This window comes from Streptomyces sp. NPDC104367, from assembly GCF_055583825.1.
Genome location: NZ_JBVJND010000013.1, coordinates 186,575 through 204,913, shown reverse-complemented (window position 1 = coordinate 204,913; position 18,339 = coordinate 186,575). Strand labels below are relative to the sequence as shown.

The 18,339-nt window shown below is 72.4% G+C and carries 19 protein-coding genes and 1 pseudogene; 13 read left to right on the top strand and 7 right to left on the bottom strand.

Annotated features, from left to right (window positions below; genetic code table 11):
* Positions 1-17: 17 nt before the first annotated feature.
* Positions 18-716: a pyridoxamine 5'-phosphate oxidase family protein gene (locus ACZ619_RS21400; RefSeq protein WP_469601105.1), complete on the bottom strand. Its 699-nt coding sequence runs from the start codon at positions 714-716 to the stop codon at positions 18-20.
* 37 nt (positions 717-753) lie between these two features.
* Between ACZ619_RS21400 and ACZ619_RS21395 the strand changes: the two genes are divergently transcribed.
* Positions 754-2,085: an aminotransferase class I/II-fold pyridoxal phosphate-dependent enzyme gene (locus tag ACZ619_RS21395; protein ID WP_469601102.1), complete on the top strand. Its 1,332-nt coding sequence runs from the start codon at positions 754-756 to the stop codon at positions 2,083-2,085.
* A gap of 45 nt (positions 2,086-2,130) precedes the next feature.
* Here ACZ619_RS21395 and ACZ619_RS21390 read toward each other — a convergent pair whose 3' ends face one another.
* Positions 2,131-3,198 carry a DMT family transporter gene (locus ACZ619_RS21390; RefSeq protein ID WP_469601099.1) on the bottom strand — a complete coding sequence of 356 codons (1,068 nt, stop codon included), beginning with the start codon at positions 3,196-3,198 and terminating at the stop codon, positions 2,131-2,133.
* A gap of 75 nt (positions 3,199-3,273) precedes the next feature.
* On the opposite strand from ACZ619_RS21390, the gene ACZ619_RS21385 reads away from it, so the two are divergent.
* Positions 3,274-4,176, top strand: a complete 903-nt coding sequence (locus ACZ619_RS21385; protein ID WP_469601097.1) for a LysR family transcriptional regulator — start codon at positions 3,274-3,276, stop codon at positions 4,174-4,176.
* Positions 4,177-4,541: 365 nt separating this feature from the next.
* Here ACZ619_RS21385 and ACZ619_RS21380 read toward each other — a convergent pair whose 3' ends face one another.
* Both ACZ619_RS21380 and ACZ619_RS21375 read right to left on the bottom strand, forming a co-directional pair.
* On the bottom strand, positions 4,542-5,078 hold the full coding sequence (locus tag ACZ619_RS21380; RefSeq protein WP_469601095.1) for a hypothetical protein: 537 nt from the start codon (positions 5,076-5,078) through the stop codon (positions 4,542-4,544).
* Positions 5,079-5,293: 215 nt separating this feature from the next.
* Positions 5,294-5,583: pseudogene (locus ACZ619_RS21375) on the bottom strand (NF041680 family putative transposase); the annotation flags it as partial.
* A 143-nt stretch (positions 5,584-5,726) separates the two neighbouring features.
* Here ACZ619_RS21375 and ACZ619_RS21370 point away from each other — a divergent pair.
* Positions 5,727-6,410, top strand: a complete 684-nt coding sequence (locus tag ACZ619_RS21370) for a GNAT family N-acetyltransferase (protein WP_469601092.1) — start codon at positions 5,727-5,729, stop codon at positions 6,408-6,410.
* A gap of 111 nt (positions 6,411-6,521) precedes the next feature.
* Here the strand turns inward: ACZ619_RS21370 and ACZ619_RS21365 are convergent, their stop codons facing one another.
* A complete protein-coding gene (locus ACZ619_RS21365) occupies positions 6,522-6,989 on the bottom strand; it encodes a pyridoxamine 5'-phosphate oxidase family protein (protein WP_469601090.1) in 468 nt (155 codons plus the stop codon).
* A 76-nt stretch (positions 6,990-7,065) separates the two neighbouring features.
* Between ACZ619_RS21365 and ACZ619_RS21360 the strand changes: the two genes are divergently transcribed.
* Positions 7,066-7,710: a cysteine hydrolase family protein gene (locus ACZ619_RS21360; RefSeq protein WP_469601087.1), complete on the top strand. Its 645-nt coding sequence runs from the start codon at positions 7,066-7,068 to the stop codon at positions 7,708-7,710.
* Between the two features lie 3 nt (positions 7,711-7,713).
* On the opposite strand, the gene ACZ619_RS21355 is transcribed toward ACZ619_RS21360, so the two are convergent.
* Positions 7,714-8,211: a Rieske (2Fe-2S) protein gene (locus ACZ619_RS21355; RefSeq protein WP_469601086.1), complete on the bottom strand. Its 498-nt coding sequence runs from the start codon at positions 8,209-8,211 to the stop codon at positions 7,714-7,716.
* Positions 8,212-8,480: 269 nt separating this feature from the next.
* Complete coding sequence (locus ACZ619_RS21350; protein WP_469601082.1) at positions 8,481-9,668, bottom strand: enolase C-terminal domain-like protein; 1,188 nt, start codon at positions 9,666-9,668, stop codon at positions 8,481-8,483.
* 237 nt (positions 9,669-9,905) lie between these two features.
* Between ACZ619_RS21350 and ACZ619_RS21345 the strand changes: the two genes are divergently transcribed.
* The 9 genes from ACZ619_RS21345 to ACZ619_RS21305 all read left to right on the top strand — a co-directional run bounded on the left by ACZ619_RS21345 (position 9,906) and on the right by ACZ619_RS21305 (position 18,267).
* Positions 9,906-10,946, top strand: coding sequence for a zinc-dependent alcohol dehydrogenase (locus tag ACZ619_RS21345; RefSeq protein ID WP_469601079.1), 1,041 nt, complete (start codon positions 9,906-9,908; stop codon positions 10,944-10,946).
* Between the two features lie 5 nt (positions 10,947-10,951).
* Positions 10,952-11,749: an SDR family oxidoreductase gene (locus tag ACZ619_RS21340; RefSeq protein ID WP_469601076.1), complete on the top strand. Its 798-nt coding sequence runs from the start codon at positions 10,952-10,954 to the stop codon at positions 11,747-11,749.
* Positions 11,746-12,759, top strand: coding sequence for a 2-hydroxyacid dehydrogenase (locus ACZ619_RS21335; RefSeq protein WP_469601075.1), 1,014 nt, complete (start codon positions 11,746-11,748; stop codon positions 12,757-12,759). Before ACZ619_RS21340 ends, ACZ619_RS21335 begins: the two co-directional genes overlap by 4 nt.
* Entirely contained in the window at positions 12,756-13,790 is a 1,035-nt protein-coding gene (locus tag ACZ619_RS21330) for a sugar kinase (protein WP_469601073.1), read from the top strand. Before ACZ619_RS21335 ends, ACZ619_RS21330 begins: the two co-directional genes overlap by 4 nt.
* A gap of 8 nt (positions 13,791-13,798) precedes the next feature.
* Positions 13,799-14,551, top strand: coding sequence for an IclR family transcriptional regulator (locus tag ACZ619_RS21325; protein WP_469601071.1), 753 nt, complete (start codon positions 13,799-13,801; stop codon positions 14,549-14,551).
* Complete coding sequence (locus ACZ619_RS21320; RefSeq protein ID WP_469601069.1) at positions 14,548-15,171, top strand: bifunctional 4-hydroxy-2-oxoglutarate aldolase/2-dehydro-3-deoxy-phosphogluconate aldolase; 624 nt, start codon at positions 14,548-14,550, stop codon at positions 15,169-15,171. The genes ACZ619_RS21325 and ACZ619_RS21320 overlap by 4 nt, the downstream gene beginning before the upstream one ends.
* Positions 15,172-15,545: 374 nt before the next feature.
* The gene (locus ACZ619_RS21315) at positions 15,546-16,922 is read left to right on the top strand and encodes an MFS transporter (protein ID WP_469601066.1); all 1,377 of its coding nucleotides are present in this window, start codon (positions 15,546-15,548) and stop codon (positions 16,920-16,922) included.
* Between the two features lie 122 nt (positions 16,923-17,044).
* Positions 17,045-17,821 (top strand): HipA family kinase, encoded by a 777-nt coding sequence (locus tag ACZ619_RS21310; RefSeq protein ID WP_469601064.1) that lies wholly within the window; start codon positions 17,045-17,047, stop codon positions 17,819-17,821.
* Positions 17,818-18,267 carry a DUF3037 domain-containing protein gene (locus ACZ619_RS21305; protein WP_469601062.1) on the top strand — a complete coding sequence of 150 codons (450 nt, stop codon included), beginning with the start codon at positions 17,818-17,820 and terminating at the stop codon, positions 18,265-18,267. The genes ACZ619_RS21310 and ACZ619_RS21305 overlap by 4 nt, the downstream gene beginning before the upstream one ends.
* Positions 18,268-18,339: the final 72 nt, after the last annotated feature.

Here is an 18,339-nt window from a genome sequence, read left to right as displayed (position 1 = left end):
CGCGCCGTGCCACGGGTTCAGGCCCGCGTCAGGTACGGCGGCACCGGGACGTCCGCCGCCAGGTCGCCGTTCCCGACCGGGACGCCGAGGCCCTTCCGCAGCGGGACCACCCCGGCCCAGTAGGGGAGTTCCATGTCCTCGGGCTCGTCGTTCGCGTCGCCCGTGCGGGTCTTCGCGGAGACCTCGTTCAGGTCGAGGCGGATCACCGAGGTCGCGGCCAGTTCCTTCTTGTCGGCGGGGCGCGAGTCGGCGGAGCGGCCCGGCACCACATGGTCGACCAGCGCGTCCAGCGCGAGGCGCCGCTCCTCGGGGTCGGTGACCTGGTGGGCCACGCCGTGCACCACCACGGAGCGGTAGTTGATCGAGTGGTGGAAGGCCGAGCGGGCCAGCACCAGGCCGTCGACATGGGTGACCGTCAGGCACACCGGCAGCCCCGGGCCCGCCTGGCCGGTCATCCGCAGCGGCCGTGAACCGGTCGAACCGTGCACGTACAGCACCTCGCCGACCCGGCCGTACAGCGTCGGCAGCACCACCGGCGCGCCGTCGCGCACGAAGCCGAGGTGGCAGACGTACCCCTCGTCGAGGATCGAGTGCACCAGCTCCCTGTCGTACGACGCCCGTTCCGCGGCGCGGGTGGGGACGGTGCGGCCGGTCCGGGGGTAGGTGTCCGGCCGCACCGGCACGGTCCCCCGGCCGGCGGTCGTGGTGGTCTCCATTGGCGAATCTCCATTGCACTAGTGCATAATCTGCTTTGTGCTAGGAGAATATCCGATCGAAGGGCGCGGCGCAGCGGAGATTGCGGCCAGCGTCGAGCGCGCGGTGGGTTCCGGTGAGCTGGAGCCGGGACAACTGCTTCCACCGATGCGGGAGTTGGCGACTCGGCTCGGGGTGAATCCCAATACGGTCGCGGCCGCCTACCGCACCCTGCGCGAGCGCGGGGTGATCGAGACCGACGGCCGCCGGGGCAGCCGGGTCCGGCCCAAGCCGGCCACCACCGGCCGGGACCAGGTCGACGTCGACGTCCCGGCCGGCGTGCGCGACCTGTCCTCCGGCAACCCCGACCCCGCGCTGCTGCCCGCCCTCGCCCAGGCCCTGGCGGCCGTCGCGGCCGAGGCGGACCGCGACCCCGTCCTGTACGGCGCCGAACCCGTCGATCCGGAGCTGGAGCGCATGGCGCGCGCCGCGCTCGCCGCCGACGGCGTGCCCGAGGGGCCGCTCACCGTCACCTCCGGCTCCCTCGACGCGGTCGAACGCGTCCTGCTGGCCCACCTCAGGCCCGGTGACCAGGTCGCCGTCGAGGACCCCGGCTGGGGCCGCACCCTCGACCTGATCCCCGCGCTCGGACTGCGCACCGTCCCGGTCGCCGTCGACGACGAGGGCCCGCGCGCCGACGAACTGCGCCGGGCGCTGGAGTCCGGGGCGCGCGCCCTCGTCGTCACGGCCCGCGCGCACAACCCCACCGGCGCCGCGGTGAGCGCCGCACGCGCGCGTGCGCTGCGCGCCGTCCTGCGCGCCCACCCGCGGACCCTGCTGATCGAGGACGACCACGGCCACGGCATCGTCGACCTCCCCCTGCACCCCCTGTCGGGCGGCACCCGGCACTGGGCCTTCGTCCGCTCCGTCGCCAAGGCCTACGGCCCCGACCTGAGGCTGGCCACCCTCACCGGCGACGAGGTCACGGTCGACCGGGTGCGCGGCCGCCAGCGACTGGGACCGGGGTGGGTGAGCCGCCTGCTCCAGCGCACGGTGGTCCGGCTGTGGGCCGACGGCGCGGTGAACGGCCCGGAGGCGGCCGCCGCCTACCGGACCCGGCGGGACCTCCTGATCGGCGCGCTGGCCGGCCTCGGCGTCGAGGCGCACGGCCGCAGCGGCATGAACGTCTGGGTCCCGGTGCCCGACGAGACGGGCGTGGTGTCCCGCCTGCTGCACGAGGGATGGGCGGTCGCTCCCGGCGCGCGCTACCGCCTGGCGACCGGGCCGGGCATCCGCGTCACGGTCTCGACGCTGACCCCCGGGGAGACCGGCTCCCTGGCGAAGGCGATCGCGGCGGCGACGGCCCCGACCCGTGGACGCGTCCAGGCCTAGCCGGGGTGCGTGGTCCGGGGGTCGGCCGGGGTGCGTACTCCGGGCCTAGCCGGGGTGCTCGGTGCGGGCCTGGGGCTGGGCCTGGGTCCGGGCCTGGGCCTGGGGTTGGGCCTGGCCCCGGATCTGGGGTTGGGCCTGGGGTCGAGGCTGGGTCTCGGTCTGGCTCTGGCTCTGGGGTCGCTGTCTCCTGGGGCGGGCCTGGGTGAGGGCCGCTCCGGCCAGCACCACGCCCGCGCCCACCGGCGTGCTCCAGCGCAGCGACTCGCCCAGCACCGCGACCCCCGCGGCCGTCGCGATCACCGGGATGAAGTAGGTGACCATCTGGGCGGTGGTCGGCCCCACCTCCGCGACCAGCCCGTACTGCACCAGCACCGCCAGCCCCGTCCCCAGCGTCCCGAGCGCGGCGATCGCCAGCAGCGGCACCCAGGACACCCGCCCCGGGAAGGACGTGAACAGCGGTGTCACCACGGCCAGCTGCACCGTCGCCAGCAGCAGCTGGGCCCCGGTCATGGACAGGTGCGACCGCCCCTGTCCCGCCAGTGTCCGCCGTACGTAGATCCAGCCGATCGGGTAGCTCAGCGACGCCAGCAGCGCCATCGCCACCCCCGTCGCGTCCAGCCCGTGGAACCCCTCCCAGGCGCCCAGCACCGTCAGCACCCCGAGGAACCCGAGCCCGAGCCCGGCCACCCGGACCCGGGTCGGGCGGTCCTCCGACAGGGCCACCAGCGACAGCGCCATGCCCCACAGCGGCGAGGTCGCGTTGCAGATCCCGGCCAGCGTGGAGGGGATCGTCAGTTCCGCGTACGCGAACAGGGAGAACGGCAGCGCGTTCAGGAGGAAGGCCGCGACCGTCAGATGGGCCCAGGTGCGTGCCCCGCGCGGCAGCCGCTCCCGTTTCACCGCCATCGCCGCCACCAGGACCGCCGTACCGAAGACCAGCCTGCCCAGCGTGACCTGGAACGGCGCGTAGCCCTCCGTGCCCACCTTGATGAAGAGGAAGCTGAAGCCCCAGATCAGGGACAGCGCGCCGAAGCGGAGGCGCCAGTCGAGGCGGGGGCGGGGACGGTCGAGGCCCAGGGCCGGCTTGCCGGCCGTGGCGGTCACGGTGCTCATGGACTCCACCATGCGGGAGCCCGACCTCGTAGCACAATCGACATTTCGCGCGCGGTACCTCTTAGAATCGCTTACATGTTGAACCTGGAGCGCCTGCGCACCCTCGACGCCCTCGCCCGGCACGGCTCCGTCAGCGGTGCCGCCGACGCCCTGCACGTCACCACGTCGGCGGTGTCGCAGCAGATGGGCAAGCTGGAACGCGAGGTCGACCAGCAGCTGCTCGCCAGGAACGGGCGGGGCGTCCGGCTCACCGACGCCGGCCGGCTGCTCGCCGAGCACGCGGCCCGCATCCTCTCCCAGGTCGAGCTGGCCCAGTCGGACCTGGAGGCGCACCGCGGCCAGGTCGTCGGCGAACTGAGGCTGTCGGCGTTCCCGACCGCCGCCCGCGGTCTGTTCCCGGCCGCGCTCGCCGCGCTGCGCGCCCGGCACCCGGCGCTTCGGGTCCGCTCCAGCGAGCTGGAACCGGAGAGCGGCATCGCCGGGGTCGTCCGCGGCGACCTCGACCTCGCCGTCGTCCTCGACTGGTACAACAAGCCGATGCCGCTGCCCGACGGGCTGGTCAAGGCGCCGTTGCTGGACGACCCGGCCGAGGTGGCCCTGCCGGTCGGACACCGGCACGCCGACCGGGACGAGGTGGACCTGGGGGAGTTCGCCGAGGACGAGTGGATCACCTGGGGCGAGGGCGAGTTCTGCCACGAGTGGCTGATGTTCACGCTGCGCTCACGCGGTGTCGAACCGATCGTGGGCCATCGCGCGGCCGAGACGCACACACAACTCAACCTGGTCGCGGCCGGGTTGGGGGTCTGCATCGCCCCGCTGCTGGGCCGTCACCCGGTGCCCGAGGGCGTGGTGATGGTGCCGCTGCTGCAACGGGTGCGCCGCCATGTGTACGTCGTCTGGCGGGCCGACGCCGACCGCCGCCCCTCGATCAGGGCGGCGGTGGAAGCGCTCCGCGGCGCCGCGGAGGGCATCGCCTGAACCCGCCCCTGAGCCTGGTGTTCGACCTCGGCGGTTCACCTGACCCGCTGGTCTTGGGTCTTTCCCGGGACAGCAGGGCGGCCGTTCTTCACGCTGCGAGGTGTCGAGCAACGTCGCGTGAAGGAAAGGCCGCTGGTGAAGAGCCTCGCCGCTGGACAGTCTGCTGGCGCCGCGTCGGCACGTTGATCCGGCTGAAGGGCGTGCACCTGCCCGGCGACCGCGGCCCGAAACCGGTGTGGCTGTGGTCCTCGCGCACCGAGTCGACCGGCGCGGACGTCGACCAAGGTCAATGACCAAGCTCAGGGAGGAGCTGGAGGATGCCGGGACGTGCCCCAGCGGCCGGAGGGCGGCAGGCTCTCGCCCTCTCACCTGGTCAGCGTGCCGTCCGGAGTCTCCTGTACGGAGACTTTCTTCGCCTGTCGGCCCAAGGCGCTGGACACGACCTCGCGGATACCGTCCGGGTCGTTCCTCTGCTCCGGGACCGAGCTGGAATTCTCGATGGCAGTCTTCAAGTACGCGGGGTTCCACGACGAGATGGCACCACTGACGTCGATCCTCTCCACCCTGCTCTTGCCCACCTGTGCCTTTATCGCCGGCAGGATCTGGTCCGAGTACATGCCACCGGACGCTTTGAACAGACTGGCATGACCGCCGACCTTGCCGCCGTCCCGGAGGTAGACGGTGATGGTCAAGCAGCTCGTGACCGAGGGATAGGTGATCGTGCCGCCCGGGCCGACACTTTTGACTTCGCCCTCGGCAACGCTCTTCGCCTCCGCCGCGCCGGCTGTAGTGCTCCCGCCGGCGTTGTCGTTCTCGGCGCGCTGGACGGTCGGGTCCGTGGCACGTGGCGGCCGACCGCGGTCGGCCGCCAGCGCACGCGTTGTCGCGGCGTTGCCCGCCATGCGCTGCAGGACGGTCACTGCCGACGAGCCCAGGGGGCCGGCCGTTGTCCGCGGCAGGTCACCGGTTGGGCCGATCGGAGCAGACCGCCGCGGTGCCCTGGCGGGTGCCCCTCCGGTCGATTCCCTGTGCATGCGCTCGTGCTCGTGCAAGGCGTGCCCCCTCGGATGGCTCGGCATAAGCATCTCACCCTGTTGCCTCCCGCCATCGGGACACAAGACATGCGGGGGCAGACAAGAGGGCACTCACCGTTGCTCCTCACCCCCGGGCGGACCCTGGCGGGGGTGAGCCGACGCGGCTCGGCGGGCCGTTCCCAGGGCCGCGGAGGTCCTCGGCGAGGGGCCGGGCGAGACGGAGTCGGGTATGGGCGGCGATGATCGGCCAGGTCCACAGGTCGGCCGTGTGCGGATCGCGGACCTTGGGGACGGTCCGGCCCAGGGGCTGCTTGAACAGCCGGAAGGTGTGGTCAAGACCGAATCTGCGGAGGAACACCTGCCATCGCGGGTCAGGTGAACCGCCGAGGTCAAACACCGAGCTCAGGGGCTGTGACGGGGGCGCACCGCTCGGGTGGTGAAGTCGCCTGGCGGCGGTGGCCGACGGGGGACGGTCATTCGCCGGTCCACCGGTTGCGGTCGTGCTCTAATCGGCGGATGACGAAGATCGAACCAGAGCTGATACGACGTTGGCTGAACGGCTGGACCGTGGCGCGCTCCCTGCCCGAGGCCGAGCCGGTCGAGTCCGCCGGGGACGGCCTGCGGTCCGAGTGCGACCAACCCGGCCGCGAGGTCGAGGTGTTCGCGCTGCGCGCGGACGAGGAGCCCGAGTCCTTGGCCCGGCTGGCGGCAGCCGTCGCCGCCGCCAAGCAGACCACCTGGCTCACGGTGCCCACGCTGCGCCCGGGCGCCGTCGAAGCCGTCGTCCGCGCCGCCGGACTGGAGTTGCTCCACCGGTCCGAGTGGTTCATGACGACCGATCTGACCGGGCACCCGCAGCACGCGCCCGCCGCGCCGTACACGCGCGAGGTCCGCACGCAGGGACCGGTCACGTTCGTCTCCCTCCATGACTCCTCCGGAGAGGTGGCGGCGCGCGGCACCATCGCCGTGGTCGGCGCCGACGCGATCGCCGATCGCATCGAGACGGACGCGGCGCACCGGCGACGCGGCCTGGGCCGCGCCATGATGAGCGCGCTGGCGGAGGCCGCCGTGGCCCAGGGCGCCCGTACCGGTCTTCTCATCGCCAGCGAGGAGGGCCAGCTCCTCTACTCCTCCCTCGGCTGGCGCCGCGAAGCCGACGTCCTGATCGCCCGGGGGCCGGCGGTTCCCGCCGACCGGTAGGGCTCACACCGGCCGATCCGCTCTCGCGCACGGCGTACTCCCGTGGATCCCGCCGGGCGAGGATGTCCGGATTCTCCGCACATGCCTGTTCCGGCTGTACTCCGCCCGCCCTCAGGCCGAGCCGAGCTTGCGGAAGTCCCAGGAGGCGATCTTCGTCGGGGTCAGCCGGGCCCAGGCGTGCCGTCCGTCGTGCGGCATCTCGTCCAGGCCGAAGTTCTTCCGGGCGAACAGCGTCTCGATGGTGTCGAGTTCGGCGCGCAGCTCGCCGGTGCGCGGCACCTCGCCCACGAACTCCACGGTCCCCCGCAGCTCCACCCCGCGCAACTGGTCGTACTCCTCACCGGAGTCGACCACCACGGCCACCCGCGGATCGCGCGTGAGGTCCTTCCAGCGCTGGCTGCGCACCACCGAGTACAGCCACAGCGAGGTGCCGTCCCAGGCGAACCACAGGGCGCTCACGTGCGGGGCCCCGGACGCCGACACGGTCGCGACCCGGCAGGTGCGCTGACTGGTGAGGAACTCGTCCAGCTCCCCGGGCGTCATCATGATCTTCCGGCCCCGGCGCTGAGTGACGGTCATGCGGCCCCCTCTTCTTCCGTTCCCGCGCGATGGTGGTTAGTCTCGCCCGCCCCGAACCAAGGCGGAAGGGGGCGTCATGCCGACGAACGAACGGCTCGTCGAACTCCTCGATCCCGTGAGCACCGTCCTGCTCACCGTCGAGTGCCAGCAGGGTGTGGTCGGCCCGGACAGCGCGCTGCCCGAACTCGCCCGCGAGGCCCGTTCCTCGGGGGCGCTGGGCAATATCGCCCGGCTGGTCGCCGCCGCCCACGACACCGGCGTCCAGGTCATCCACGCCGTCGCCGAACGCCGTCCGGACGGCCGGGGCGCGAACCGCAACGCCCGTCTGTTCCGCGCCGCCGAACGCCTCCCGGTCCAGCAGCTCACCGGCACCACGGCGGTACGCGTCGCGCCCCCGATCGAGGTCTCGGAGGAGGACCTGGTCGTACGACGGCTGCACGGGCTGTCGCCGATCCAGGGCACCGACGTCGACCCGCTGCTGCGCAACCTCGGCTGCCGCACTCTGATCGTCACCGGTGTCTCGGCCAACGTGGCCGTTCCCAACGCCGTGTTCGACGCGGTCAACCGGGGCTACACGGCCGTCGTCCCGGCCGACGCCATCGCGGGAGTGCCCTCCGACTACACGCCCGCGATGGTCCGCAACACCCTCGCGTTGGTCGCCACGGTCGCGACCACGGACGAGGTGCTCGGCTGCCTCAAACGCCCGCGTCGGCGGGCCTGAGCGTCAGGCCAGCGTGATCTGGTCGCCCGAGACGGTGATGTTCGTGGCCGCCAGACCCGTGGTCGCGGGGCCCTTCTTCACGCTGCCGTCCTCGATGGAGAACTCGCTGCCGTGACAGGGGCAGACGATCGCGCCGTTGGCCACGCTGGTCACCGGGCAGCCGGCGTGCGGGCACTTCGTGGCGAACGCCTTGTAGGTGCCCGCCGTGGGCTGGGTGACCACCACGGCCTGGTCCTTGTAGATCGTGCCGCCGCCCTCGGGGATGTCCGTGGTCTTGGCGAGCGCGGTGCCGCCGGCCGCGGCGGTCGAGGTGTCGGCGGCACCGCCCGAGCCGTTGCTGTCCTGGGTGGTCGAGCCGGCCCCGTTGTTCGTGGTGTCCGACGAGGTGTCGTCCGACGATCCACAGGCGGTCAGCGCGGCGGCGAGCCCCGCCGCCCCGGCCGCCGCCATGACGGTACGGCGGGCCGGTCCGGCTGAGGGGTTGAGCGGTGCGCTGGTCATGTGAGGGGTTCCCTTCCGCGGGGCTTCTGGTTGATCCGTCCAGGGGTACGGTCTTCACGCACCACCTGTTCAGACGGCATCCAGATAGTGACCACCCCGACATGAGACCCCGGTAAAACAGCGCTGTCGATTCGCTGTCGGCCCGGACGAGGCCCTGACCGACCGGCACCGGAGCGGGAAAATGAAGGCGCCGGACCGGCCGGACCGGCGCCCCGGGGCGCATGCGGCAGACCGACTGCCGTCAGGCGCCCGCGACCGGGCGTGCGCGGTCAGTCCTGCCAGTCGGCCAGTTCCGGCATGGCCTTCGGGTTGATCGTCAGGCCGATGCCGGCCGCCGAGGGCAGCTCCGGCGTACCGTCGATCACGGCGGGCTCACCGAGGAAGAGGGAGTCGACACGCTGGTCGAGGCCCCAGTGCGACGGGTTCGTGAGGTGCTCGATCCAGCCGCAGTTCGGCTGGGAGAGCACCACGTGCAGCGTGGCGGCGGAGTAGACGTGCGGGATCACCTCGATGCCCGAACCCGAAGCCATCTGGCACACCCGGCGCAGTTCCGTGATGCCGCCGACCCGGTGCACGTCGGGCTGCAGGACGTCGGCGGCACCGGCGTCCAGCAGCTGCTGGAAACCGTGCCGGGTGAACTCGTGCTCGCCGGTCGCGATCGGCACCAGTCCGAGATCGCGCAGCATCGCGTGGCCGGAGATGTCGTCGGGGATGAGCGGCTCCTCCACCCAGCGAAGTCCCAGGCCCGCGAGGCCTCGTAGCATGGCCGTGGCGAAGGGGCGGTCCCAGCCCATGTAGGCGTCGCTCATCAGCTCGATGTGGTCGTCGAGCTCGTCGCGGATCGCCTCGACGTAGCGCAGGTTGGCCAGCAGTCCGGCGCGTCCGTCGGCGGGGCCGAAGGGGAAGTTGGCCTTGACGCCGGTGTAGCCGCGATCGGCGTAGTCCCGGGCCATCCGGCGCACCTCGCGCAGGTCGTCATCGGGCTGCACCTTGCTGGCGTAGGCGCGCACGCTCTTGCCCGACGGGCCGCCGAGCAGCTTGTACACCGGCTGGCCGGCGGACTTTCCGACCGCGTCCCAGATCGCGATGTCGATGGCGCTCATCGCCTCGATCGCGGCGCCCTTGCGGCCGTACACGATCGAGGAGCGGTACATCTGCTCCCAGATCTGCTCGGTGGCGGTGGCGTCAAGACCGGTGGCGATGCGGCCCAGGTGGGCGTTGACCATCAGCGTGGCCGCGCCGATGCCGTCCTCGGAGTAGCCGATGCCGGAGGTGCCGTCGGCGAGGGTGACCCGGACGACGACGATGCCCTGCGGCCAGGTGTACCAGGACCAGCCGTCGCCCCGGCGGGGGAACTCGTTCATCGGGCTCGGCCCGCGGACGCTCTTCTGCTGCTGCCAGAAGTTGCCCCACATGGAGCGGGGGACGTGACGTGCTTCGACGCTGGCGATCTCCACGTGAAACCTCGTTGCTAGGTGGCTGTGCCGTGACGGGGGAGGGGACCGGTGACGCGGGACGCGGTGGATCCACGCGTTCGGCCCGTTGACATGTTAAGCAGAAGCAACCTAGTTTTTGCATATGCTGCTACAGCGTTGCAAATATTGCAACATGATCATTTCTTTCCGGGTCCTCCGGATCCCCGATCACGTGGTGGCTGCACATCAAGAAGGCGGTTGGCAGTGAACACACAGACCATGCAAGCCATCAGGTGGGCCGGACCCGGTGAACTGGCCCAGGACACGGTGCCCGTTCCTCCGGTCGGACCGGGCTGGGTGCTGGTCAAGGTGACCCGGGTCGGTATCTGCGGGTCCGACCTCGCGATCTGGCGCGGCGAACACGCCCGGGCCCGGCCCGGCGTGATCATCGGCCACGAGTTCGCCGGGATCGTCGCGCGGGCCGCCGACGACACCGGGCTCCGGCCGGGTACCCATGTCGCCGTCCGTCCGCTCATCGCCTGCCCCGACCGGGACGTCACACCGCCCTGCCGGCCCTGCGCGTCGGGCAACTCGCACGTCTGCGCCCACCTCGGTCTCTACGGGGTGGACGAGCCCGGCGGTCTCGCCGAGTACGTCCTGGTCCGGGCGGCCGCCGCCCACCCGGTCGACGCCTCCGTCCCCGCCGAGCTCGCCGTCCTGGCCGAACCGCTCGCCGTCGCCGTCCACGCCGTCGCCCGTTCCGGCCTGCGGGCCGGGGACTCCGTGGCCGTCTTCGGCGCGGGCCCCATCGGCCTGTTCACCGCTCTGGTGGCCCGGCACCGGGGCGCCGGACAGGTCATCCTGGTGGAGCCCAACGACTGGCGCCGCCGCACGGCCGAGGAACGCGGCTTCACCGTGCTGCCCGCCGGGCCCGACGCCCCGCGGCGGGTCCGCGAACTCACCGGCGGCGACGGCGCGGACATCGCCTTCGACTCCGCCGGCCACGCGTCGGTCCCTCTCCAGATCACCGACGCCGCGCGGATCCAGGGCACCGTCGTGATCGCCGGTGTCCACAAACAGCCCCCGGCCGTCGACCTGCGGGGGATCAACTTCGCCGAACAGCGCCTGGTCGGCACCCGCGTGTACTCCCGCGAGGACTTCCTCACCGCGATCGACCTGCTGGAGAAGGACGAACTCGGGCTGGCCGCCCTGCCCGTCGCCACCTTCCCCCTCGACCGGAGCGAGGACGCCTTCCACGCCGCCGGCCGCGGCGAGGGCAGCGTCAAGATCCTCATCGACCCGAACCGCAACGGAAGCTGAGCACGATGTCCACAGTCACCCCCTCCACTCCTTCCAGAGCCGTGGGCGCCTGGGTCGTCGGCGGCACCAGCGGCATCGGCCGGGCCACGGCCGAGCGGCTGGCCCGCGACGGATACGCCGTCGCCGTCTCCGGCCGCCGCAGGGAACTCCTGGACCAGGTCGTGCGCGGGATCACCGACCAGGGCGGCACGGCCCGCGCCGTGCCCGTCGACGTCACCGACCCCGAGTCGCTGGAAACCGCGTACGCCGACATCACCGCGTGGCTCGACGGTCCGCTGGAGCTCCTGGTCTGCTCGGCCGGCACCAACGTCCGCAACCGGTGGTGGTCCGACCTCACCCCCGCCGACTTCGACCGGGTCGTGGACACCAACCTCAACGCCGTCACGCGCTGTGTGCTGACCGTGCTGCCCGGATTCCGGCGGGCGGCCTTCGGCCAGGTCGTCGTGGTCTCCTCCTGGGCCGGATGGCAGTACATGTCGGCCGCCGGCGCCGCCTACAGCGCCAGCAAGACCGCGCTCGGCGCTCTGGTGCAGACCCTCAACGACCAGGAAGGGCGCTCCGGCATCCGGGCCACCCACCTGTGCCCCGGCGAGGTCGCCACCGACATCCTGCGCACCCGCCCCGTCCCGCCGCCCGAGGAGGAGATGGCCCGCATGCTCGACCCCGACGACGTCGCCGAGGCCGTCGGCTGGCTGGCCGGCCTGCGCGCCAAGGTGTGCGTCAACGAACTCGTCCTGACCCCCGTCCACAACCGCATGTACGTCGACACCAGCGCCTACCCGCCCCCGGAGGCGACGGCATGAGCGAACGACTGACGGCACTGGTCACCGACGAGAACGTCTGGCCCTGGCTGCGCGAGGACCCCACCCTCGCCGACCACGGGATCGACACCCGCTTCGTCCCCCTGGCCGACCTCGCCCGTCCGAACGGCGCCCTGGCCGACGCCGACGCCTGCGTCAGCGTGTTCTTCCCCTCGGAGCTCGCCGCACAAGCGGGCCACCGGCTGCGGTTCCTCCAGGTCACCGCGGCCGGAACCGACCACATCGCCTGGGCCGGACTGCCCGGCACGGTGACGGTCGCCAACGCCTTCGGACACGGCCGGTCCGTCGCCGAGCACGTCCTGATGACCGTGCTCGCGGCCCGCCGCCGACTGCTCTGGCACGACGCCGAACTCCGCCGGGGACGCTGGCACAGCCGGCTCGTCGACCCCGACGCGCCCGCGTTCCACACGCTGCCCGGCACCACCGTCGGCATCGTCGGACTCGGGCACATAGGACGCTCCATAGCCCGGCTGGCCGCGGCCGTGGACATGCGCCCGATCGGCATCCGCCGCTCCCTCACGGCCCGCACCGCCGACGACCCCGACTTCGCCTGGACCGACGGACCGCACGCGCTGCCCGAACTCCTGCGGGAGAGCGACGTCCTGGTCCTCGCCTGCCCGCTGGACGACACCACCCACCACATGATCGGCGCCACCGAACTCGACCTGCTCGGACCCGACGGCATCCTCGTCAACGTCGGCCGGGGCGCCCTCGTCCGGGAACAGAGCCTGTACGACGCCCTGCGCACCCGGCGCCTGGGCGCCGCCGCCCTAGACGTGTGGACGACGCCCGCCTCGCCCGTGCCGGCCCCGGCCTCCCCGCTGCCGTTCCACGAACTGACCAACGTGATCATGACACCCCACTACTCCGCCACCGCCCAGGACACCTACCGCGACCGCGCGCAGGAGGTCGCCGACAACCTCAGGCGCATGGCCACCGGACAACCGCTGTGCAACGTGGTCCGCGCCGGGACATCGGCTGCCGCCCGATGAACAACACCTCCACGGAGACCACCCCCACGGAGACCACCCCCTCGGAGTCCACCGACGTCCTCGCCATCGGCGAGACCATGGTGATGGTCACCCCCCGGGACGGCGGCCGCCTCGACGCCGACTCCGCCTTCGGCCTGCACCCCGGCGGCGCCGAGTCCAACGTGGCCGCGCTGCTGGCCGAACTCGGCCACCGCACCCACTGGGCCGGGGCGCTCGGCCAGGACCGACTCGGCGACATCGTCACCTCCGTCCTGTCCGGCCACGGCGTCGACACCACCCTCGTACGCCGCGATCAGGACCGTCCGACCGCCGTCTACTTCAAGGACCCCACCCCCCAGGGCACCAAGGTCCTCTACTACCGGAGCGGCTCGGCGGCCACCGGCATGAGCACCGCCGACCTCGCCCACTGGAACCGGGTGCGGCCGCGCGTGGTGCATCTGTCCGGCGTCCTGCCCGCCCTCTCGGACAGCTGCGCCGACCTGGTCCGGCACATCGTCCGCGACCGTCCCTGGCCCGGTGCGGTCGTCAGTTTCGACGTCAACCACCGCCCGGTGCTGTGGCGACGCGCCGAGGACGAACCCGGCGGGGCGCGGACCGCCGAGCGCGCCGCCGAGACGCTCTACGACCTCGCGCAGCGCAGCGACATCGTCTTCGTCGGACGGGACGAGGCCGCGGCCCTGTGGGGCACGACCGACGCGGACAGCGTGCGCGCCCTGATCGACAGGCCCGGCCACCTCGTCGTGAAGGACGCGGCCGTCGAAGCGGTCGAGTTCACCCCGGGCGGCGCCACCCGGGTGCCCTCCCGCCGGGTCCGGGTCGTCGACCCGGTCGGCGCCGGGGACGCCTTCGCGGCGGGATGGCTGAGCGGTTGGCTCGACGGCCGGCATGAAACCCTGCGTCTGCGGCTCGGTCACTACGCTGCCGCGCAGGTCCTGGCCTCCGCCTCCGACCTGGTCACCCTCCCGGCAGCCGGTCAGGTCGTCGCCCTGCTGGACGACGAGTCCGCCGGCAGCGCCCGAGTCAGCAACTGAGGACACCCATGTCGCAAACCGTCGCCCGCGCCATCGACATCATCGGCTTCGTCTCGCAGACCCCACGCACCCTCAACGAGGTGGCCGAACGCGTCGGTGTGCACAAGTCGACGGCCCTGCGGCTCCTGCAGACCCTGGAGGAGGCCGGCTTCGTACGCAAGGACCCCACCGGACGCTACGCCATGGGCTTCCAGCTCATCGCCTACGGCCAGCTCGCCCTCGACCAGGTCGAGGCGAGGGCGCTGGCCCATCCGATCCTCCAGGAACTCGCCGAGCGGTACGGGCACACGGTGCACCTCGGCGAACTCGTGGGCGACCGCGTCGTCTACATCGACAAGGTCGACGGACGCGGCACGGTCGCCATGGGGTCGCGCATCGGCCTGCCGGCCCAGATCCACACCGCCGGCGTCGCCAAGGTCATCACCGCCTACCAGGACCCGGCGGTGCGCGAACGCATCCTCGACCAGGCGACCTTCGAACGCTACACCGAGACCACCCACACCGACCGGGACTCCCTCGCCGAGGAACTGACCCTGACCCGCGGACGGGGCTGGGCCGAGGACGACGGCGAGCACGAGGGCTACATCAACTGCGTGGCGCTGCCCGTCTTCGACGCCCGCGGCAAGGTCACCCACGGCATCTCCGTGACGGCCCTGTCCGCCGTCGCCCCGCTCACCGAACTCCGTTCCCACATCGACGAGTTCCGCTCGGCTGCCCAGCGCATCAGCACCAGGCTGGGCTGGAAAGGAAACACCTCATGACCGCCACCGCCACCGGCTCCGACTTCTTCGCCCGGCACCTGGCCGCCACCCCCGTGATCGGGATCTTCCGCGGCCAGGATCCGGCTCGCACCGTCGAACTCTGCCGCCGGGCCTGGGACTTCGGCGTCGAACTCGTGGAGATACCGGTCCAGGACGACGCCGCCCTGCCGTCGCTCGAAGCCGCCGTCGACGCCGCCCGCGACCACGGCCGGCAGGTCGGCGCGGGCACGGTCACCACCGCCGCCCGGCTGCGGGACGTGCAGCGGATCGGCGCCGCCTTCACCGTGGCCCCCGGCCTGCATCCGGAGGTCGTCGAGGCCTCCGCCGAGGCCGGCCTGCCCCATCTGCCCGGGGTCGCCACCGCCACCGACATCGCCGCCGCCCTGGCCGCCGGGCACACCTGGCTCAAGGCGTTCCCGGCGCAGCAGCTCGGAGCGGCCTGGATCACCGCGCATCTCGCCCCGTTCCCCCACGTGAACTTCGTCGCCACCGGTGGTGTCGACGCAGACAACGCCGCCGCGTTCCTGGCGGCCGGATGTCGCGCCGTCGCGGTCGGCTCGGCCCTGGCGGACCCCGCCGCCCTGCCCCGGCTGCGGGAGGCGGTGACGCCCGTGCACTGACGCCCGCACCCTGTTCCGCACCACGTCACGGGCGCACCGGCCGGTCGGGCCGATCCCGCCCCCCACCGCCGAGGACGACCCCACTCGTCGACGCGCGGACGTTCCCAGGACGACAGACGTCCCCAGGACGACATCGGGACGACGGCTCGCGACCGCGGCCGTCCACCGGGCCGTCGGCAGCCGCCGACCCGCTCCTTCCCGTCCCCGCCGCACAGGCACCGGCACCGGCCGAGACCGGCCACCGGCCGCCCGGCACCACCCGGCGCACCGGACCCATCCCCCGGGCACGCCCCCAAGAGCCGCACATCCCGAATCGCGGCATCGCACTGCACTTCAAAGACGAAACCCGCAAGGCGATACTGAAGAGAGTCCTCATGTCACACACGCCCACCTCCCCAGTCATCGAGCAGCAGGCCATCAGACGCGTCGTCGTGGCCAGCTCCATCGGCACGGTCATCGAGTGGTACGACTTCGCGCTCTACGGCGTGGCCTCGGCCCTGGTCTTCGGGCCGCTGTTCTTCCCCAGCCAGAGCTCCGTGGCCGGCACCCTCGCCTCGTTCGCGATCTTCGCGGTCGCGTTCTTCGTCCGGCCCCTCGGCGGTCTCGTCGCCGCCCACATCGGTGACCGGGTCGGCCGCAAGCCCGTGCTGGTCTTCACGATCACCCTGATGGGAGCGGCGACCGTCGCGGTCGGGCTGCTGCCGACCTACGACACCGTGGGCGCGTGGGCCCCGGTACTGCTGCTGATCACCCGCATCCTTCAGGGGCTGGGCGCCGGCGCGGAGTTCGCCGGTGCCGTCACCACCGTCGCCGAGTACGCACCGGCGGCGCGGCGCGGGTTCTACACCTCCTTCGCGCAGGCCTCGGTCGGTGCCGCCTTCGTGCTCTCCACCGGCTTCTTCTCCATACTGGCCACCATCCCCGAAAACGTCCTGCTGGGCTGGGCCTGGCGGATCCCCTTCCTGGCCAGCATCGTCATCTTCGCGGTGGCGCTGTTCATCCGGCGCCGGATCGAGGAGACCCCCGACTTCGTCCAGGCCAAGCAGGCCGTCCAGCAGCGCGGGGAGCAGAAGCCCGAGGCCCGCAAGATCCCCGTGGTGCAGGCACTGCGTGAACGCCCCCGCCACCTGGTCGTGGGCCTGCTGTGCGGATCCGGGCTGAACGTCGCCGGCTATCTCGTCAACACGTTCTCGCTGAGCTACCTGAAGAACACCCTCGGCGTCTCGGCCACGACGGCGACCATCGGCGTGGTCGTGGCCCTGGCCAGCAGCATCGCGGCCGTACCGTTCTTCGGCCGGCTGTCCGACCGGGTCGGGCGCACGCCCGTACTGGCGGGCGGCGCGATCTTCACCGCCTGCTACATCCCGCCGTACTTCCTGCTGCTCCAGACGAAGCAGCCGGTCCTGATCGTCATCGCCATGACGATCGCGTACGGCGTCGGGCAGAGCGCGATGCTCGGCTCGCAGTCCGCGTTCCTGTCGGAGCTGTTCGAGACCCGCTACCGCTTCACCGCGATCGCCTTCTCCCGTGAGCTGAACGTGATGGTGCTCGGCGGGACCACGCCCTTCATCGCCACCGCCCTCGTCGCCGCGGCCGACGGCCCCTGGCTCGTCGTCGGCTTCGTCATCCTGTGCCAGGCGCTGACCCTCCTCTCCGTCCTGCTGGCCCGCTCCCCCCGCACCCGCGCGGAACGGGCCGGGTCCGACGCCGAGGAACACGACACCGGCACGGTCCTCGTCCAGGAGTCCTGACACGCGCCGCCCACGGCACCGGTCCGCGCCGGCGCCGTGGGCGGTCCTCGCCCGTGATCACCCCCGGTTACTATGCTCACTTCGCTCCGGGGCAAAGTCGAGGAAACGGGTGACCTGGGAAGATGTTGAAAGCGGTCACCGCGACCCGCTACGTCACGCCCCTGCGTGAAGGCGGCTCGCTGCCCGGTCTCGTCGAGGGCGACGACCTCGGGCTGTACGTCATGAAGTTCAGCGGCGCGGGACAGGGCCGCAAGACACTGGTCGCCGAGGTCGTCTGCGGTGAACTCGCCCGCCGGCTCGGGTTCCGGATGCCCCGGCTCGTGACCGTCGAACTCGACCCCGTGCTCGGACTCGGCGAACCCGAGCAGCAGGTGCAGGACCTGCTGCGCGGCAGCGGCGGCACCAACCTCGGCATGGACTTCCTCTCCGGCGCCCTCGGCTTCGACCCGCTCGCCTTCACCGTCGGCCCCGAGGAGGCCGGGCGGATCGTCTGGTTCGACGCGCTGGTCAACAACGTCGACCGCTCCTGGCGCAACCCCAACCTGCTGGTGCACCGCGGCGACCTGTGGCTCATCGACCACGGCGCCACCATGATCTGGCAGCACAACTGGCCGTCGGTGGACACCTCCGCCGCCCGGCCCTACGACGCCTGCGACCACGCCCTCGCCCGCTTCGCCCCCGATGTCCGGGCGGCCGCCGCCGCGCTCGCGCCCCTGGTCACCGAGGACCTGCTGGCCGAGGTCACCGCCGAGATCCCGGACGTCTGGCTCGACGGCGAACCCGGCTTCGACACGCCCGACGACCTCCGCCGCACCTACGCCCGGCCGCTGCTCGCCCGGGCCGCCGTCATCCACGAGCGCATCACGGGTGCCGCGCCCGGCACCGAGGGGGCCAAGTGAGCGAGACCCACATCCACATGGCCGGACATGTGACCGAGCGCCACATCACCCGGGCCGGCCAGGGCGGCGACCGTGACGTCTTCGAGTACGCCCTGCTGCGCGTCGTACCCCGCGTGGAGCGCGGCGAGTGCATCAACGCGGGCGTCGTCGTCTACTGCCGGGCCAAGGCGTACGTCGGTGCCCGCACCCACCTCGACGAGGCCCGGCTGCTCGCCCTGGACCCCGGCGCCGACGTGGCCGGGGTACGGGCCGCGCTCGGCGCCGTCGAGGCCGTCTGCGCGGGCGGCGCGGCGGCCGGGCACGCGGCGGCGGACGACCCGGGGCGGCGCTTCCGCTGGCTCGTCGCGCCCCGGTCCGCCGTCGTCCAGCCCGGTCCCGTGCACACCGGACTCACCCTCGACCCGGCCGCCGAGACACGGCGTCTGCTGGATCTCCTGGTGAGGTAATGGATCACACCGCGCGGTGCGGCGTTGACACCGGGTGCCAGGGCTTCTAGCGTCTCGTCTGTCGAAGGTACT